Source organism: Streptomyces viridiviolaceus (genome assembly GCF_014650995.1).
GTDB lineage: Bacteria > Actinomycetota > Actinomycetes > Streptomycetales > Streptomycetaceae > Streptomyces > Streptomyces viridiviolaceus.
Genome location: NZ_BMWA01000048.1, coordinates 1 through 15,241, shown reverse-complemented (window position 1 = coordinate 15,241; position 15,241 = coordinate 1). Strand labels below are relative to the sequence as shown.

The following is a 15,241-nucleotide window of genomic DNA, read 5'->3' as shown; positions in this document are numbered from 1 at the left end:
GGCCGCCCTTCGCTGTCGTTGGTCACTGCTGGGGCGGCGGGGGAGGCGTCTGCCCGGGCTGACCCTGCTGCGGGTATCCGTAACCCTGCTGCGGGTACGGCTGGGCGGGAGGCTGCCCCGGGTGCCCCGCCTGGCCCGGCTGGGCGTACGGCTGTCCGGGCTGCGGGTACGGCTGGCCCGGCATGGGCTGCCCGGGCATGGGCTGGCCGGGCACGGGCTGGCCGGGCACCGGCTGTCCGGGGAAGGGCTGGCCCGGCATCGGCGGGGCCGCCACCGGCGGCGGGTTGCCGTCGGACGTCCACAGGCCGTGCGACTGCTGGTGCCGTACGAAGTCCTCGGCGACCATCGCCGCGAGGTTGAAGTACGCCTCCCGCACCTTCGGCCGCATCATGTCGAGGTCGACCTCGGCACCGGCGGCCAGGTGCTCGTCGAACGGCACCACGACGACGCCCCGGCAACGCGTCTGGAAGTGGCTGACGATGTCCTCGACCTTGATCATCTTGCCGGTCTCGCGGACCCCCGAGATGACGGTGAGGGAACGGGACACCAGGTCGGCGTACCCGTGCGCCGACAGCCAGTCCAGGGTCGTACTCGCGCTGCTCGCACCGTCCACGGACGGCGTCGAGATGATGATGAGCTGGTCGGCGAGGTCGAGCACCCCGCGCATGGCGCTGTAGAGCAGACCGGTACCCGAGTCGGTGAGGATGATCGGGTACTGCTTGCCGAGCACGTCGATCGCGCGCCGGTAGTCCTCGTCGTTGAAGGTCGTGGACACGGCCGGGTCCACGTCGTTGGCGATGATCTCCAGGCCGGACGAGGCCTGGGAGGTGAACCGCCGGATGTCCATGTACGAGTTGAGGTACGGGATCGCCTGGACGAGGTCGCGGATGGTGGCGCCGGTCTCGCGGCGCACCCGGCGGCCGAGCGTACCGGCGTCCGGGTTGGCGTCGATCGCGAGGATCTTGTCCTGCCGCTCACTGGCGAGCGTGGATCCGAGCGCGGTGGTGGTCGTCGTCTTGCCGACACCGCCCTTGAGGCTGATGACCGCGATGCGGTAGCACGACAGCACGGGGGTGCGGATCAGGTCGAGCTTCCGCTGCCGCTCGGCCTCCTCCTTCTTCCCGCCCAGCTTGAAGCGAGAACCGCCGGCCGCCGGACGGCTGCTCTTCGCCTTCTGCTTCTTGTTGTTGAGCAGCCGGTCGGACGACAGCTCCACGGCCGCCGTGTAACCGAGCGGTGCGGCACCGGGGTTGGTGGGCTGACGCTGGTCGTGCTGCATGGGCTGCGGCCAGGCGGCCCCGACACGGGGGTCGACGGGCTGCTGGGCCGGCTGGGCGTGCTGGGCCGGAATCTGCGGGCCCGGCTGTCCCGGCTGTCCCGCGTGACCGGGCTGCGCAGGTGGCTGCGACGGCTGGTGGGCCGACGGCGCCTGCGCGGCGGGCATCTCGGGCTGCGCCGTCGGCTGGGGCTGCGCGGGCTGCGGGGCCTGTGGGACCTGCGGGGCCTGCGGCGTGGAGCCCTGCTGAGCCGCCTGCGGGAAGCCGTAACCGCCGGGCTGTGGCTGTGGGGCGGCGGCGGGCGGGAAACCGTAACCGGCAGCGGCGTTCGGGGCGGGGGGCGTCGGGGCCGGGGCCGGGAAGCCGTAGCCGGGCTGGGGTGACGCCTGCGGCGGTACCTGGTTCGGCGGCACCGGCGCGGCCGACGGGTTCCACGCGGCGGGCGCCGGCTGCGGCGCCTGCGGCTGGAAGGGCGGCTGCTGGGCCGGTACGGCCGGCTGCTGCGGAGCACTGGGCGTCGGCTGGGGCTGCGGCTGGGCGGGCACCGCGGCCGGCGCACCCGGCTGCGGCTGCGCGGGCCACTGAGTCGCCGGCGCGGGTGCGGCCGGAGGGTACGACGGCGGCAGCGGCGGCATGCCGCCCTGCGCCGCGGGCGAGGGAGTCCAGGCGGATGCCGTGTCGGCGGGCGCATCGGCCGCCCCGCCCGGGACGGCGTCCTGCGGCGTGCTGTCACCGGGGGTGGCATCGGCGGGTACGGCGTCCACGGGCACGGCGTCCGCCGGGACCGCGTCGACGGGCTCGGCGGCCGTCGGTGCACCATCCGCCGTGGGCCGGGCGTCGTGGGGCGCGGCATCCTCGGGCTCGGTCTCCGCCTGCGCGGCGTCCTCGGGCTCGGTCTGCGCCTGCGCGGCGTCCTCGGGCTCGGTCTCCGCCGACGCGGCGTCCCGGGGCTCGGGGACCTCCGCCTCTGCCGCGGCGCCGGGCTCGGAAGAGCCGGAGTCGTCGACAGAGCCGGAGTCGTCGACGTCCGTCTCACCGTCGAGCACGTCGTCGGAAGCGTCCCCGGAAGCGTCGGCGGCGACGCCGTCGTCCACCGGACCGGAACCGTCGGCCCCGTCAGCCGTACCGTCGGCCCCGTCCGTCACGTCATCGTGCTCGTCACTGCCGACGGCCTCGGGCTCGGGTTCGGCAGCACCGGCCGCCGGAGTCGCGTCGCCCACGGGCTCGGCCTCGCCGGACGCGTCGGTTCCGTCGGCTGCGGCCTCGTCGTCCTCGGCCGTGACCCCGGCCTCGTCGTCCTCGGCCGCCTGCCGTGCCTCCTCCGCTGCGGCGCGCTCAGCGATCTCCCGCTTCAGCGCCACGGCCGAGAACCGCATGGTGGCGCCGCTCTCGAGATCGCCGTTGCCGGACTCCGGCTCCTCGGCGGGGACAGAAGCCGGTGCCGGTGCCGGTGCCGGGAAACCCCCGACCGGAATGCTCGGGACGGCGGTCGGAGAGGCCGGGGCGGACGCAGGAGTGGGGGCGGCCCCGGTCTCCGTCTCCGACCGAGGCTCCGGCTGCTGAGGCTCGAACCCGCTCCCCACCGGAAGTTTGGGCACCCCGGTCGGCCCCCCGGCCGGCGGTGCGGGCGGCGTGAAGGGCGCACCCGGCGCCGGCGGCGGAGGCGTGAACGGCGCACCGGGCGCGGGCGCGGGCGGCGTGAAAGGCGCTCCGGGCGCGGGCGGCGGAGGCGTGAACGGCGCTCCGGGCGCGGGCGCGGGAATGGCGGACGGGCCCGCGGAAGGATTCGCGTGAGCCGGCGGAGTCAGGCCGGGCAGCGGGACGGACGGCAGGCCGGCAGGAGAGGAGGAGGGGAAGGACGGAGAAGAAGGAGACCCCTCGGGTGCCCCGGAACTCCCGGAGGCCCCCTGCTGCCCCCCGCTCGCCGACGCGTTCTGCGTGTACCAGGCAGGCGGCGCGTAGTCGATGGTGAACTCGCCCGTCGTTTCGACAGCGGACTCCGCATCGGGCTGGTCATCGCCGGGTGTGGCCCAGCCCCCGCGGATCCCGTCCCGATCGCTGCTCACAGTTCCTCCTGGTGTGGTCGAGCACCCTCATGCCGTGCCGGGGCGGCGCTTGCTTGTCGTCCGAAGTCGGCCGAAGTCGGCCGAAGTTCTTCGAGGTCGTTCGAGGTCGTCCGATCCACCGGCTCTCCCCCTGCAGACGCCGACGCCCGGTCCACGGGTTCTGGCGTCGCGCCGGTCCCAGCCTAATCACCACAAGCCCCACCACGGCAGGCCCGTCCACCCGTCAGCATGAGCCCACTGCGTCACAACCTGCTCAAAAGTGACGTACACGGCTCACGGTGATGAACAAACCGGGCGATACCCGTGAACTCGGCGGGCAGAAGGCGGAATTACCCGGTCCAAGCCTGCCCGAACACACGCGTCCAAACCCGTGGAACGGGCACGCATTCCCCTGCGGGGCCAGCACTCTGAGTGCGCGACAACTCCCTTCCGTGCCCACCCGTGAAGACAGAACGGGACGGTGAACCGGCACTCGACTCCGGCCCTGCCGTCCCGTTCGCGGCCCAGTACGCCGACCCGTCAGCGAGCGGCCTCCGCGTCCGCTCCGCCGTTGCGCGGCGCCGGCTCCAGGTCGAACTCGCCGTCCCGCGCGCCGAGCACGAACGCCCGCCATTCCGCCTCCGTGTACCGCAGCACGGTGCTCGGGTCGAGGGACGACCGCATGGCCACGGCGCCGCCGGGGAGGTACGCGATCTCCACCCGCTCCTCGTGCTCCTCGGTGCCGGGAGCGCTTTGCCATTCGACGCCGGAGATGTCGAGGGCGTACAGCTCGTCCCTCTCCCGCTCCTTGCGCGCTTTGAGTTCCTTGTCCTCGGCGTCGGCCATCGCGGGTCCGGTCCTTCCTTGTGGGTCAACGAGCTGTGCGGTCACCCTACTTGTCACCGTTGTCCCAGCTCAGCGGTTCACCGATGTCCGCACCCGCAAGAGCGACGGCCGCACCGGCGGGCCTTCCACCCCGAGGCGGACACCGGGGCCGGCGGCCTTCCGCCCTGAGGTGGACACCGGGGGCCGGCGGCCTTCGACCCCGAGGTGGACACCGGGGCCGGCGGCCTCCCGCCCCGAGGTGGACACCAGGGGTCGAGCGGCCCTCGCCGTCTCCGCCCTGCCGCAGCGGGAGGCGGGCGGGCGCCGGATCCCCGCCCCGGCCCGGGGGCGGGGGCGTCCGCGCAGGCTGGTACGCTGTGTGACGGCCGTTTGTGTACGCACCCCCGGAGCCGCCCAGGCCCTGGAGGCCGCGCCCAGCGGATCCCCGCCTCACGAGTCACGGAAGATCCCCCGAGAAGCAGACCGGGGGCACTCTGAGGCCACTCACAGACTAAGAGGAGTACGCGTGTCGCTCGACGCCGCAGTGAAGAAGCAGATCATCTCCGAGTTCGGTACCAAGGAGGGTGACACCGGCTCCCCCGAGGTCCAGGTCGCTCTGCTGTCCCGTCGGATCTCCGACCTGACCGAGCACCTCAAGACCCACAAGCACGACCACCACTCCCGCCGTGGTCTGCTCATCCTGGTCGGTCAGCGCCGCCGGCTGCTGCAGTACCTGGCCAAGAAGGACATCCAGCGCTTCCGTGCGCTGGTCGACCGCCTCGGCATCCGCCGTGGTGCCGCGGGCGCCAAGTAAGACGCCGTGAAGGGAGCGGTTCCCATCGTTCGGGGGCCGCTCCCTTTGCTGTACGTGCGCGGTGTCACCGACGCTTTGTAGTGTGGTAGCACAACGCAAGACGTACGACACAGCGTGACAGGGGCCACCCGTACCGGGTAGTGCACCTCACGTACCGAACGAAACGAGGAGGAGCGCATCGCCGCCGCCGGTCCTCGGTAGTGGCCCCCGGGGGCAGAACCCCGGGTGCTTCGATCGAAGACCGGCCCGCATCGGACGGAGCGCTTCTCCGCCACCGTCCCCCCGCCACACGGGCGAGGAGGGACGAAGACGAGGAGAAAACGCTAGTGGAGAACGAGACCCACTACGCCGAGGCCGTCATCGACAACGGCGCCTTCGGCACCCGCACCATCCGCTTCGAGACGGGCCGCCTGGCCAAGCAGGCCGCCGGCTCCGCCGTGGCGTACCTGGACGACGACACCATGGTGCTGTCGGCCACCACCGCCTCCAAGAACCCCAAGGACCAGCTCGACTTCTTCCCGCTCACGGTGGACGTCGAGGAGCGGATGTACGCCGCCGGCAAGATCCCCGGCAGCTTCTTCCGCCGTGAGGGCCGGCCGTCCGAGGACGCCATCCTCACCTGCCGCCTCATCGACCGCCCGCTGCGCCCGTCCTTCAAGAAGGGCCTGCGCAACGAGATCCAGGTCGTCGCCACCGTCATGGCGCTCAACCCCGACCACCTGTACGACGTCGTGGCGATCAACGCCGCCTCCGCGTCCACGCAGCTGGCCGGCCTGCCCTTCTCCGGCCCGATCGGCGGCGTCCGCGTCGCGCTGATCCGCGGCCAGTGGGTGGCCTTCCCGACGCACACCGAGCTCGAGGACGCCGTCTTCGACATGGTCGTCGCGGGCCGCGTCCTGGAGGACGGCGACGTCGCGATCATGATGGTCGAGGCCGAGGCCACCGAGAAGACCATCAAGCTCGTCGAGGGCGGCGCCGAGGCGCCCACCGAGGAGGTCGTCGCCGCCGGTCTGGACGCCGCGAAGCCCTTCATCAAGGTGCTCTGCCGGGCTCAGGCCGACCTCGCCGCGAAGGCCGCGAAGCCGACCGCCGAGTTCCCGATCTTCCTGGACTACCAGGACGACGTCCTCGAGGCGCTCACCGCGGCCGTCCGCCCCGAGCTGGCCCAGGCGCTCACCATCGCCGGCAAGCAGGAGCGCGAGGCCGAGCTGGACCGCGTCAAGGCGCTCGCCGCCGAGAAGCTCCTGCCGGAGTTCGAGGGCCGCGAGAAGGAGATCTCCGCGGCGTACCGCTCGCTGACCAAGACCCTGGTCCGTGAGCGCGTCATCAAGGAGAAGAAGCGCATCGACGGCCGCGGTGTCACCGACATCCGCACCCTGGCCGCCGAGGTCGAGGCCATCCCGCGGGTCCACGGCTCGGCCCTGTTCGAGCGTGGCGAGACCCAGATCCTGGGCGTCACCACCCTGAACATGCTCCGCATGGAGCAGCAGCTGGACACCCTCTCCCCGGTGACCCGCAAGCGCTACATGCACAACTACAACTTCCCGCCGTACTCCACCGGTGAGACCGGCCGCGTCGGCTCCCCGAAGCGCCGCGAGATCGGCCACGGCGCCCTCGCCGAGCGCGCGCTCGTGCCGGTGCTGCCGACGCGCGAGGAGTTCCCGTACGCGATCCGTCAGGTGTCCGAGGCCCTCGGCTCCAACGGCTCGACGTCCATGGGCTCGGTCTGCGCCTCCACCATGTCGCTGCTGAACGCCGGTGTGCCGCTGAAGGCCCCGGTCGCCGGTATCGCCATGGGCCTGATCTCCCAGGAGATCGAGGGCGAGACGCACTACGTCACCCTCACCGACATCCTCGGTGCGGAGGACGCCTTCGGCGACATGGACTTCAAGGTCGCCGGCACCAAGGAGTTCGTGACCGCCCTCCAGCTCGACACCAAGCTGGACGGCATCCCGGCCTCCGTCCTGGCCGCCGCCCTCAAGCAGGCCCGTGACGCCCGCCTCCACATCCTCGACGTGATGATGGAAGCGATCGACACGCCGGACGAGATGTCCCCGAACGCCCCGCGGATCATCACCGTGAAGATCCCCGTGGACAAGATCGGTGAGGTCATCGGCCCCAAGGGCAAGATGATCAACCAGATCCAGGAGGACACCGGCGCCGAGATCACGATCGAGGACGACGGCACGATCTACATCGGCGCCGCCGACGGCCCCTCCGCCGAGGCCGCCCGCACCACGATCAACGGCATCGCCAACCCGACGATGCCCGAGGTCGGCGAGCGCTACCTGGGCACCGTCGTCAAGACGACCACGTTCGGCGCGTTCGTCTCCCTGCTGCCCGGCAAGGACGGTCTGCTGCACATCTCGCAGATCCGCAAGCTCGCCGGCGGCAAGCGCGTGGAGAACGTCGAGGACGTCCTCGGCGTGGGCCAGAAGGTCCAGGTCGAGATCGCCGAGATCGACTCCCGCGGCAAGCTCTCCCTCATCCCCGTGATCGAGGGCGAGGAAGGCACCGAAGAGAAGAAGGACGACGCCGAGCAGTGACGTCCCGTAGCTCCAAGGCGACGGCCCGCACCTCCTCGGAGGCGCGGGCCGTCGCCCGTACCCAAACCCTGATCAAGGGCGAGAACGGCATCGGTACGGTCCGCAAGACCACCCTCCCCGGCGGCCTGCGCATCGTCACCGAGACGCTGCCCTCGGTCCGCTCCGCGACGTTCGGCATCTGGGCGCACGTCGGCTCCCGCGACGAGACCCCGGCGCTCAACGGGGCCACGCACTACCTGGAGCACCTGCTCTTCAAAGGCACGAACCGCAGGTCCGCCCTGGACATCTCCTCCGCCCTCGACGCGGTCGGCGGCGAGATGAACGCGTTCACCGCGAAGGAGTACACGTGCTACTACGCACGCGTGCTCGACACCGACCTGCCGCTCGCCATCGACGTGGTCTGCGACATGCTGACGGGCTCGCTCATCGTCGAGGAGGACGTCGACGTCGAGCGCGGCGCCATCCTCGAAGAGATCGCCATGACCGAGGACGACCCGGGCGACTGCGTGCACGACCTGTTCGCGCACACCATGTTCGGTGACAACGCGCTCGGCCGCCCCGTCCTCGGCACGGTCGACACGGTCAACGCCCTCACCGCCGACCGCATCCGCCGCTTCTACAAGAAGCACTACGACCCGACCCACCTCGTGGTCGCCTGCGCCGGCAACATCGACCACAACAAGGTCGTACGCCAGGTCCGCGCCGCCTTCGAGAAGGCCGGCGCCTTCAAGGACCCGGCGGCCCTGCCCATCGCCCCGCGCGGCGGCCGGCGCACCATCCGCACCGCGGGTCGCGTCGAGCTGATCGGCCGCAAGACCGAGCAGGCCCACGTCATCCTCGGCATGCCGGGCCTCGCCCGCACCGACGAGCGCCGCTGGGCCATGGGCGTCCTCAACACCGCCCTCGGCGGCGGCATGTCCTCGCGGCTGTTCCAGGAGGTCCGCGAGAAGCGCGGCCTGGCCTACAGCGTGTACTCGTACACCTCCGGCTTCGCCGACTGCGGCCTGTTCGGCGTGTACGCGGGCTGCAGGCCCTCCCAGGTGCACGACGTGCTGAAGATCTGCCGCGACGAGCTCGACCACGTCGCCGAGCACGGACTGTCCGACGACGAGATCGGCCGCGCGATCGGCCAGCTCCAAGGCTCCACGGTCCTCGGGCTGGAGGACACGGGCGCGCTGATGAACCGCATCGGCAAGAGCGAGCTGTGCTGGGGCGAGCAGATGTCCGTCGACGAGATGCTGGCCCGGATAGCCTCGGTCACGCCGGACGACGTCCGCGCGGTCGCCCGCGACATCCTGGGACGGCGACCCTCGCTGTCGGTCATCGGCCCGCTGAAGGACAAGCAGGCGTCCCGGCTGCACGACGCCGTCGCCTAACCCCCTGTCGGTAAGGAAGCAAACAGACATGAGCAAGCTGCGCGTGGCGGTTCTCGGCGCCAAGGGCCGCATCGGGTCCGAGGCGGTACGGGCGGTCGAGGCCGCCGAGGACATGGAACTGGTCGCCGCCCTCGGCCGGGGCGACACACTTCAGACGCTCACCGAGGCCGGCGCGCAGGTCGCGGTCGAGCTGACCACCCCCGCGTCGGTCATGGACAACCTCGACTTCTGCGTGAGCCACGGCATCCACGCGGTCGTCGGCACCACCGGCTGGACCGACGAGCGTCTCGCGCAGCTGAAGGGCTGGCTCGACCGGTCCCCGGAGACGGGCGTCCTCATCGCCCCCAACTTCTCCATCGGGGCCGTGCTGACCATGAAGTTCGCGCAGATCGCCGCCCCGTACTTCGAGTCCGTCGAGGTCGTCGAGCTGCACCACCCCAACAAGGTCGACGCCCCCAGCGGCACGGCCACGCGCACCGCCCAGCTCATCGCAGAGGCGCGGCAGAAGGCAGGCACCGCACCGGCGCCCGACGCCACTGCCACCGCCCTGGACGGCGCCCGCGGCGCGAACGTCGACGGTGTCCCGGTGCACGCGGTCCGCCTGCGCGGCCTGCTGGCCCACCAGGAGGTCCTGCTCGGCGGCGAGGGCGAGACCCTCACCGTGCGCCACGACTCCCTGCACCACAGCAGCTTCATGCCGGGCATCCTGCTGGGCGCGCGCCGCGTGGTGAGCACCCCGGGCCTCACCTTCGGCCTGGAACACTTCCTGGACTTGAACTGAGCCCCTGACCCTCATGCGCGCGAAGATCTCCTACGTCATCACGGCCGCCGTCCTGGTCTTCTACTTCGCCCTGGTCGGCAGCCGCGGTGTGATGCTCATCGAAACCGGCACGCCCCTCACCGTCGTCTTCGGCGTCGCGGTGCTGGTCCTGCCGGTGATCGGCCTGTGGTTCCTGTGGAAGAACACCCAGTTCGTCCGCAAGGCCAACCAGCTCGCCGCGGAACTCGACGCCGAGGGCGGACTGCCCGTCGACGAGCTTCGGCGCACCCCCAGCGGCCGGGTCGACCGCGACTCGGCCGACGAGGTCTTCGCCAGGCGCAAGGCCGAGACGGAGGACGCGCCCGACGACTGGCGCAGCTGGTTCCGTCTCGCCGTCGCGTACCACGACGCCCGGGACACCCCGCGCGCCCGCAAGGCGATGCAGCGGGCGATCGCCCTGCACGACGGCAAACCTGTCGAGGCCGCCTGAGCGGGGCGTCCGCAGCAGGCAGGCGGCACGAACGCCGGTGGCCCGGTCCGCACGCGCGGACCGGGCCACCGGCGTTCGTCGTCGCTCAGCCCCGCCGGTACTCGTCGGCCCACGCCTCCATGGCATCGGCCGCCCGGTCGAAGGCCTCCGCGCGGGCGAGGAAGTCAGCGTTGTGGGTCGTCAGCAGCGGCGTCACGCCGTCCGCGGCACGCCCCTGCCGGACGAGCACGAGCGCCTGCCCCTGCACCGTGCGCGGCAGGCCGAGCCAGCGCACCGGCTGCTGCACCGTCCGTACGCTGCCGACCTGCTGCCAGGTCACCGTACGTGTGGTCAGGAAGGCCACCTGGCGCAGCCCGTGCGCGCTCACCCACACCCCCATGCGCAGCAGCCGCAGCGCACAGGCGATGACGACCACCGCGATGCCGAAGACCACACCGGCGGAGGACAGCGAGCCCGTCACCGCGATGATGACGCCCGCGAACAGCACGAACGAGGCGAGCAGCAGCATCAGCGCCGCCGCGCCCACACGCCACGGCCCAGGCCGGTAGGGACGCCGCCAGCGGTCCCGGTCGTCGTGGGGGAGCGCGACGTCGTCGGCCGTGTCGAAGGCGCGGTCGGCCGTCAGGAAGGGCAGGGGCACGGCTGGTCCTCACTCGTCCATGGCGTGGGCTGTGCCCGGTGAGGTTATCGGCCTGTGTCTCCCGTCACCACCATCGGGGGTGCGGATGGAGTCGGCGCCGGACCGGTGCCGCATCAGTGCCCGTCGGTCGCCTGCGACTGCTGGGTCTGGGGGGAGGGCTGGTCGGACGACAGCGCGGGCATCCCGATGACCAGGGATCCCGCGAGCCCGGCGATGATGGTGAGCCCCAGCAGCCAGCGCCCGGCCATCTGGCCGAATGACGCCCGCTCGCGGGGCGGCGGAGTGACATTGCTGCGGAACCTGTCGGCTTCGGCGACGAAGGCGAACGGGACGGGTTCACGCCGACGGATCATCGGAGGTGCGTCTCCCTTCCGGGATCGAGTGGATGGTTGTTACTCATACAGACGAACGAATGACCGCGCGGGTGCCCTGTTTCACCAATTTCATCGCCCGCAGCACAGAACGCCCCGTTTGGCGGGACGTAGAGTGGCCTCGCCAAGCGACGAGATGGGAAGGCCCTCCACACCGTGACCGACACCCCCGCCGACGATTTCAAGATCGACCTCCGCAGCGACGTCACCGTCGAGCTGGTGAAGAGCAGCGCGACCGACTCCGACGTGCTGTTCGCCGCCCGTGTCTCGACCGCCGGGGAGCAGTCCCTGGACGAGCTCAAGAAGGACCCGGAGCGCTCGAAGGGCCTGATCAACTACCTGATGCGGGACCGGCACGGCAGCCCGTTCGAGCACAACTCGATGACCTTCTTCATCAGCGCCCCGATCTTCGTCTTCCGCGAGTTCATGCGGCACCGCGTGGGCTGGTCGTACAACGAGGAGTCCGGTCGCTACCGGGAGCTCCAGCCGGTCTTCTACGTCCCCGACGCCTCCCGCAAGCTGGTCCAGCAGGGGCGCCCGGGCAAGTACGTCTTCGTCGAGGGCACCCCCGAGCAGCACGAGCTGGTGAGCCGGGCGATGGAGGATTCCTACGTCCAGGCGTACCGGACGTACCGGGAGATGCTCGCCGCCGGCGTCGCCCGCGAGGTCGCCCGCTCGGTCCTGCCCGTCGGCCTGTACTCCTCGATGTACGCCACCTGCAACGCTCGCTCGCTCATGCACTTCCTCGGCCTGCGCACCCAGCACGAGCTGGCCAAGGTCCCCTCCTTCCCGCAGCGGGAGATCGAGATGGTCGGCGAGCGCATGGAGGCCGAGTGGGCCCGGCTCATGCCGCTCACGTACGCCGCCTTCAACGCGAACGGGCGCGTGGCCCCGTAACGCGCCTGTGCTGCCCGGGCGGGGACACATGTGCGCATCAGCCGTGCGAAGTGTCCGTATTGCGGCGTTTGGAGAAGTTCATCTAGCCTGATCAAAGGGACCCGGCACTGCTTGAACCCCCGAGCAGGCAGTGCCGGGCTCCACCTCTGTCCAGGCCTGCCGCATCCCCCGAGGGCAGACCCCGCCCTGAGCAACGAGTAGCGTGTAACCCATGGCTCCGACCTCCACTCCGCAGACCCCCTTCGGGAGGGTCCTCACCGCCATGGTCACGCCCTTCACGGCGGACGGCGCACTCGACCTCGACGGCGCGCAGCAGCTCGCCGCCCACCTGGTGGACGCAGGCAACGACGGCCTGATCATCAACGGCACCACCGGCGAGTCCCCCACCACCAGCGACGCGGAGAAATCGGACCTGGTACGAGCCGTCCTGGAGGCCGTGGGCGACCGCGCCCACGTCGTCGCCGGTGTCGGCACGAACAACACCCAGCACAGCATCGAGCTGGCCCGCGCCGCCGAGCGCACCGGCGCACACGGCCTGCTGGTCGTCACGCCGTACTACAACAAGCCCCCGCAAGAGGGCCTGTACCGGCACTTCAAGGCCATCGCCGACGCCTCCGAGCTGCCGGTCATGCTCTACGACATCCCCGGCCGCAGCGGCGTCCCCATCAACACCGAGACACTCGTCCGCCTCGCGGAACACCCGCGGATCGTCGCCAACAAGGACGCCAAGGGCGACCTCGGCCGCGCGAGCTGGGCCATCGCGCGCTCCGGTCTCGCCTGGTACTCCGGCGACGACATGCTCAACCTGCCCCTGCTCTCCGTGGGCGCGGTCGGCTTCGTCTCGGTCGTCGGCCACGTGGTCACCCCCGAGCTGCGCTCCATGGTCGACGCGTTCGTCGCCGGCGACGTGCACAAGGCCACGGAGATCCACCAGAAGCTGCTCCCGGTCTTCACCGGGATGTTCCGCACCCAGGGCGTCATGACCACCAAGGCCGCGCTGGCCCTCCAGGGCCTGCCCGCCGGACCGCTGCGCGCGCCCATGGTCGAGCTCACGGCGGAGGAAACCGAGCAGCTCAAGATCGATCTTGCCGCCGGCGGGGTACAGCTCTGACATCGGACTTGGCACCACCGCACGACCGGACTTCACAACTGAATAAGCAGGCCACCGGTGCCTGCACCGACAACGACAACTGCTTCTGCACGAACGTCATGCGCGCCACGTGCCACACCGGTACGTGGCGCGCGTGGTGAGGAGAGTCTTTTGAGTCATCCGCATCCCGAACTGGGCCCGCCCCCGCCGCTCCCCGAAGGCGGCCTGCGGGTCACCCCACTCGGCGGTCTCGGCGAGATCGGCCGGAACATGACGGTCTTCGAGTACGGCGGCCGCCTGCTGATCGTCGACTGCGGAGTGCTCTTCCCCGAGGAGGAGCAGCCCGGAATCGACCTGATCCTGCCGGACTTCTCGTCCATCCGGGACCGCCTCGACGACATCGAGGGCATCGTCCTCACCCACGGCCACGAGGACCACATCGGCGGCGTCCCGTTCCTCCTGCGCGAGAAGCCGGACATCCCGCTGATCGGCTCAAAGCTGACCCTCGCGCTCATCGAGGCCAAGCTCCAGGAGCACCGCATCCGGCCGTACACCCTCGAGGTGGCGGAGGGGAACCGTGAGCGCATCGGCCCCTTCGACTGCGAGTTCGTCGCGGTCAACCACTCCATCCCCGACGCGCTGGCCGTGGCCATCCGGACCCCCGCGGGCATGGCCGTCCACACCGGCGACTTCAAGATGGACCAGCTCCCGCTGGACAACCGCCTCACGGACCTCCACGCGTTCGCCCGGCTGAGCGAGGAAGGCATCGACCTCCTCCTCACCGACTCCACGAACGCAGAGGTCCCCGGCTTCACCCCGCACGAGCGGGACATCTCCAACGTCCTGCGCCAGGTCTTCGCCGGCGCCCGCAAGCGGATCATCGTGGCGAGCTTCGCCAGCCACGTCCACCGCATCCAGCAGATCCTGGACGCGGCGTACGAGTACGGCCGCCGGGTCGCCTTCGTCGGCCGCTCCATGGTCCGCAACATGGGCATCGCCAGGGACCTCGGCTACCTGAAGGTTCCGCCGGGCCTGGTCGTGGACGTCAAGACCCTCGACGACCTGCCGGACAACGAGGTCGTCCTGGTCTGCACGGGCTCGCAGGGCGAACCGATGGCCGCCCTGTCGCGCATGGCCAACCGGGACCACCAGATCCGCATCGTCGACGGCGACACGGTGATCCTGGCTTCGTCCCTCATCCCGGGCAACGAGAACGCGGTCTACCGCGTGATCAACGGCCTGACCCGCTGGGGCGCGAACGTCGTCCACAAGGGCAACGCCAAGGTCCACGTCTCGGGCCACGCCTCGGCCGGCGAGCTGCTGTACTTCTACAACATCTGCCGCCCGAAGAACCTGATGCCGGTCCACGGCGAATGGCGCCACCTGCGCGCCAACGCCGAACTGGGCGCCATGACCGGAGTCCCGCACGACCGCATCGTCATCGCCGAGGACGGCGTCGTCGTCGACCTCGTCGAGGGCAAGGCGAAGATCTCCGGCAAGGTCCAGGCCGGATACGTGTACGTCGACGGCCTCTCGGTCGGCGACGTCGGCGAGCCGGCCCTCAAGGACCGCAAGATCCTCGGCGACGAGGGCATCATCTCGGTCTTCGTGGTCATCGACTCGTCCACCGGCAAGATCACCGGCGGCCCGCACGTACAGGCGCGCGGCTCCGGCATCGAGGACTCGGCCTTCGGCGCGGTGATCCCCAAGATCACGGAAGCGCTGGAACGCTCGGCCCAGGACGGGGTGGTCGAACCCCACCAGCTCCAGCAGCTGATGCGCAGGACCCTCGGCAAGTGGGTCTCGGACACGTACCGACGCCGCCCGATGATCCTCCCTGTCGTGGTGGAGGTCTGACGGACCGTCGGACTCTCGACCGCGTGAACCAGGAGCGGGGCGCCACGATTTGCATCGGGGCGCCCCGCTCCAGTACGTTTGCAACTCCTCCCGCCCGGGAACCCGGCCACTTCGTGCGCCGGAGTGACGTCCGGCGGGGTGGAAATTCCGACTCAGAACTTCTGATAAAGTCGGATCCGCCGGAAAGGGAAACGCGAGAGCGAGAACCTGGAAAGCGCCGAGGAAATCGGATCGGAAAGATCTGATAGAGTCG

Annotated in this window: 12 protein-coding genes; 8 read left to right on the top strand and 4 right to left on the bottom strand. The window is 70.8% G+C overall.

Features of this window, described 5'->3' with window-relative positions:
* Positions 1 to 22 precede the first annotated feature (22 nt).
* Together IE260_RS39180 and IE260_RS39175 are read right to left on the bottom strand one after the other, a co-directional pair.
* Positions 23 to 3,343 (bottom strand): SCO5717 family growth-regulating ATPase, encoded by a 3,321-nt coding sequence (locus IE260_RS39180; RefSeq protein ID WP_189880709.1) that lies wholly within the window; start codon positions 3,341 to 3,343, stop codon positions 23 to 25.
* A gap of 519 nt (positions 3,344 to 3,862) precedes the next feature.
* A complete protein-coding gene (locus IE260_RS39175; protein WP_189880708.1) occupies positions 3,863 to 4,168 on the bottom strand; it encodes a DUF397 domain-containing protein in 306 nt (101 codons plus the stop codon).
* Between the two features lie 505 nt (positions 4,169 to 4,673).
* On the opposite strand from IE260_RS39175, the gene rpsO reads away from it, so the two are divergent.
* From rpsO to IE260_RS39150, 5 genes are all read left to right on the top strand, one after another.
* Entirely contained in the window at positions 4,674 to 4,961 is a 288-nt protein-coding gene (gene rpsO, locus IE260_RS39170) for a 30S ribosomal protein S15 (protein WP_004924725.1), read from the top strand.
* A gap of 326 nt (positions 4,962 to 5,287) precedes the next feature.
* Positions 5,288 to 7,507, top strand: a complete 2,220-nt coding sequence (locus IE260_RS39165; protein WP_189880707.1) for a polyribonucleotide nucleotidyltransferase — start codon at positions 5,288 to 5,290, stop codon at positions 7,505 to 7,507.
* The gene (locus tag IE260_RS39160) at positions 7,504 to 8,883 is read left to right on the top strand and encodes a M16 family metallopeptidase (RefSeq protein WP_189880706.1); all 1,380 of its coding nucleotides are present in this window, start codon (positions 7,504 to 7,506) and stop codon (positions 8,881 to 8,883) included. The genes IE260_RS39165 and IE260_RS39160 overlap by 4 nt, the downstream gene beginning before the upstream one ends.
* A 28-nt stretch (positions 8,884 to 8,911) precedes the next feature.
* Positions 8,912 to 9,664, top strand: a complete 753-nt coding sequence (gene dapB, locus IE260_RS39155; RefSeq protein WP_189880705.1) for a 4-hydroxy-tetrahydrodipicolinate reductase — start codon at positions 8,912 to 8,914, stop codon at positions 9,662 to 9,664.
* Positions 9,665 to 9,677: 13 nt separating this feature from the next.
* Entirely contained in the window at positions 9,678 to 10,133 is a 456-nt protein-coding gene (locus IE260_RS39150; protein WP_189880704.1) for a tetratricopeptide repeat protein, read from the top strand.
* An 85-nt stretch (positions 10,134 to 10,218) separates the two neighbouring features.
* Here IE260_RS39150 and IE260_RS39145 read toward each other — a convergent pair whose 3' ends face one another.
* Positions 10,219 to 10,773 carry an SCO5741 family PH domain-containing membrane protein gene (locus IE260_RS39145; protein WP_189880703.1) on the bottom strand — a complete coding sequence of 185 codons (555 nt, stop codon included), beginning with the start codon at positions 10,771 to 10,773 and terminating at the stop codon, positions 10,219 to 10,221.
* 113 nt (positions 10,774 to 10,886) lie between these two features.
* The gene (locus IE260_RS39140; RefSeq protein ID WP_189880702.1) at positions 10,887 to 11,126 is read right to left on the bottom strand and encodes a hypothetical protein; all 240 of its coding nucleotides are present in this window, start codon (positions 11,124 to 11,126) and stop codon (positions 10,887 to 10,889) included.
* A gap of 174 nt (positions 11,127 to 11,300) precedes the next feature.
* On the opposite strand from IE260_RS39140, the gene thyX reads away from it, so the two are divergent.
* The 3 genes from thyX (at position 11,301) to IE260_RS39125 (ending at position 14,988) form a co-directional block, all read left to right on the top strand.
* Complete coding sequence (thyX, locus tag IE260_RS39135) at positions 11,301 to 12,041, top strand: FAD-dependent thymidylate synthase (protein WP_189880701.1); 741 nt, start codon at positions 11,301 to 11,303, stop codon at positions 12,039 to 12,041.
* Between the two features lie 211 nt (positions 12,042 to 12,252).
* Positions 12,253 to 13,152 carry a 4-hydroxy-tetrahydrodipicolinate synthase gene (gene dapA / locus IE260_RS39130; protein ID WP_189880700.1) on the top strand — a complete coding sequence of 300 codons (900 nt, stop codon included), beginning with the start codon at positions 12,253 to 12,255 and terminating at the stop codon, positions 13,150 to 13,152.
* A gap of 150 nt (positions 13,153 to 13,302) precedes the next feature.
* Positions 13,303 to 14,988 (top strand): ribonuclease J, encoded by a 1,686-nt coding sequence (locus IE260_RS39125; protein WP_189880699.1) that lies wholly within the window; start codon positions 13,303 to 13,305, stop codon positions 14,986 to 14,988.
* Positions 14,989 to 15,241: the final 253 nt, after the last annotated feature.

Excerpts from the sequence above, each read along its gene's own strand:
- IE260_RS39175 (WP_189880708.1), bottom strand. The coding sequence starts at position 4,168 with ATGGCCGACGCCGAGGACAAGGAACTCAAAGCGCGCAAGGAGCGGGAG.
- dapA (WP_189880700.1), top strand. The coding sequence starts at position 12,253 with ATGGCTCCGACCTCCACTCCGCAGACCCCCTTCGGGAGGGTCCTCACC.
- IE260_RS39140 (WP_189880702.1), bottom strand. The coding sequence starts at position 11,126 with ATGATCCGTCGGCGTGAACCCGTCCCGTTCGCCTTCGTCGCCGAAGCC.
- dapB (WP_189880705.1), top strand. The coding sequence starts at position 8,912 with ATGAGCAAGCTGCGCGTGGCGGTTCTCGGCGCCAAGGGCCGCATCGGG.
- IE260_RS39150 (WP_189880704.1), top strand. The coding sequence starts at position 9,678 with ATGCGCGCGAAGATCTCCTACGTCATCACGGCCGCCGTCCTGGTCTTC.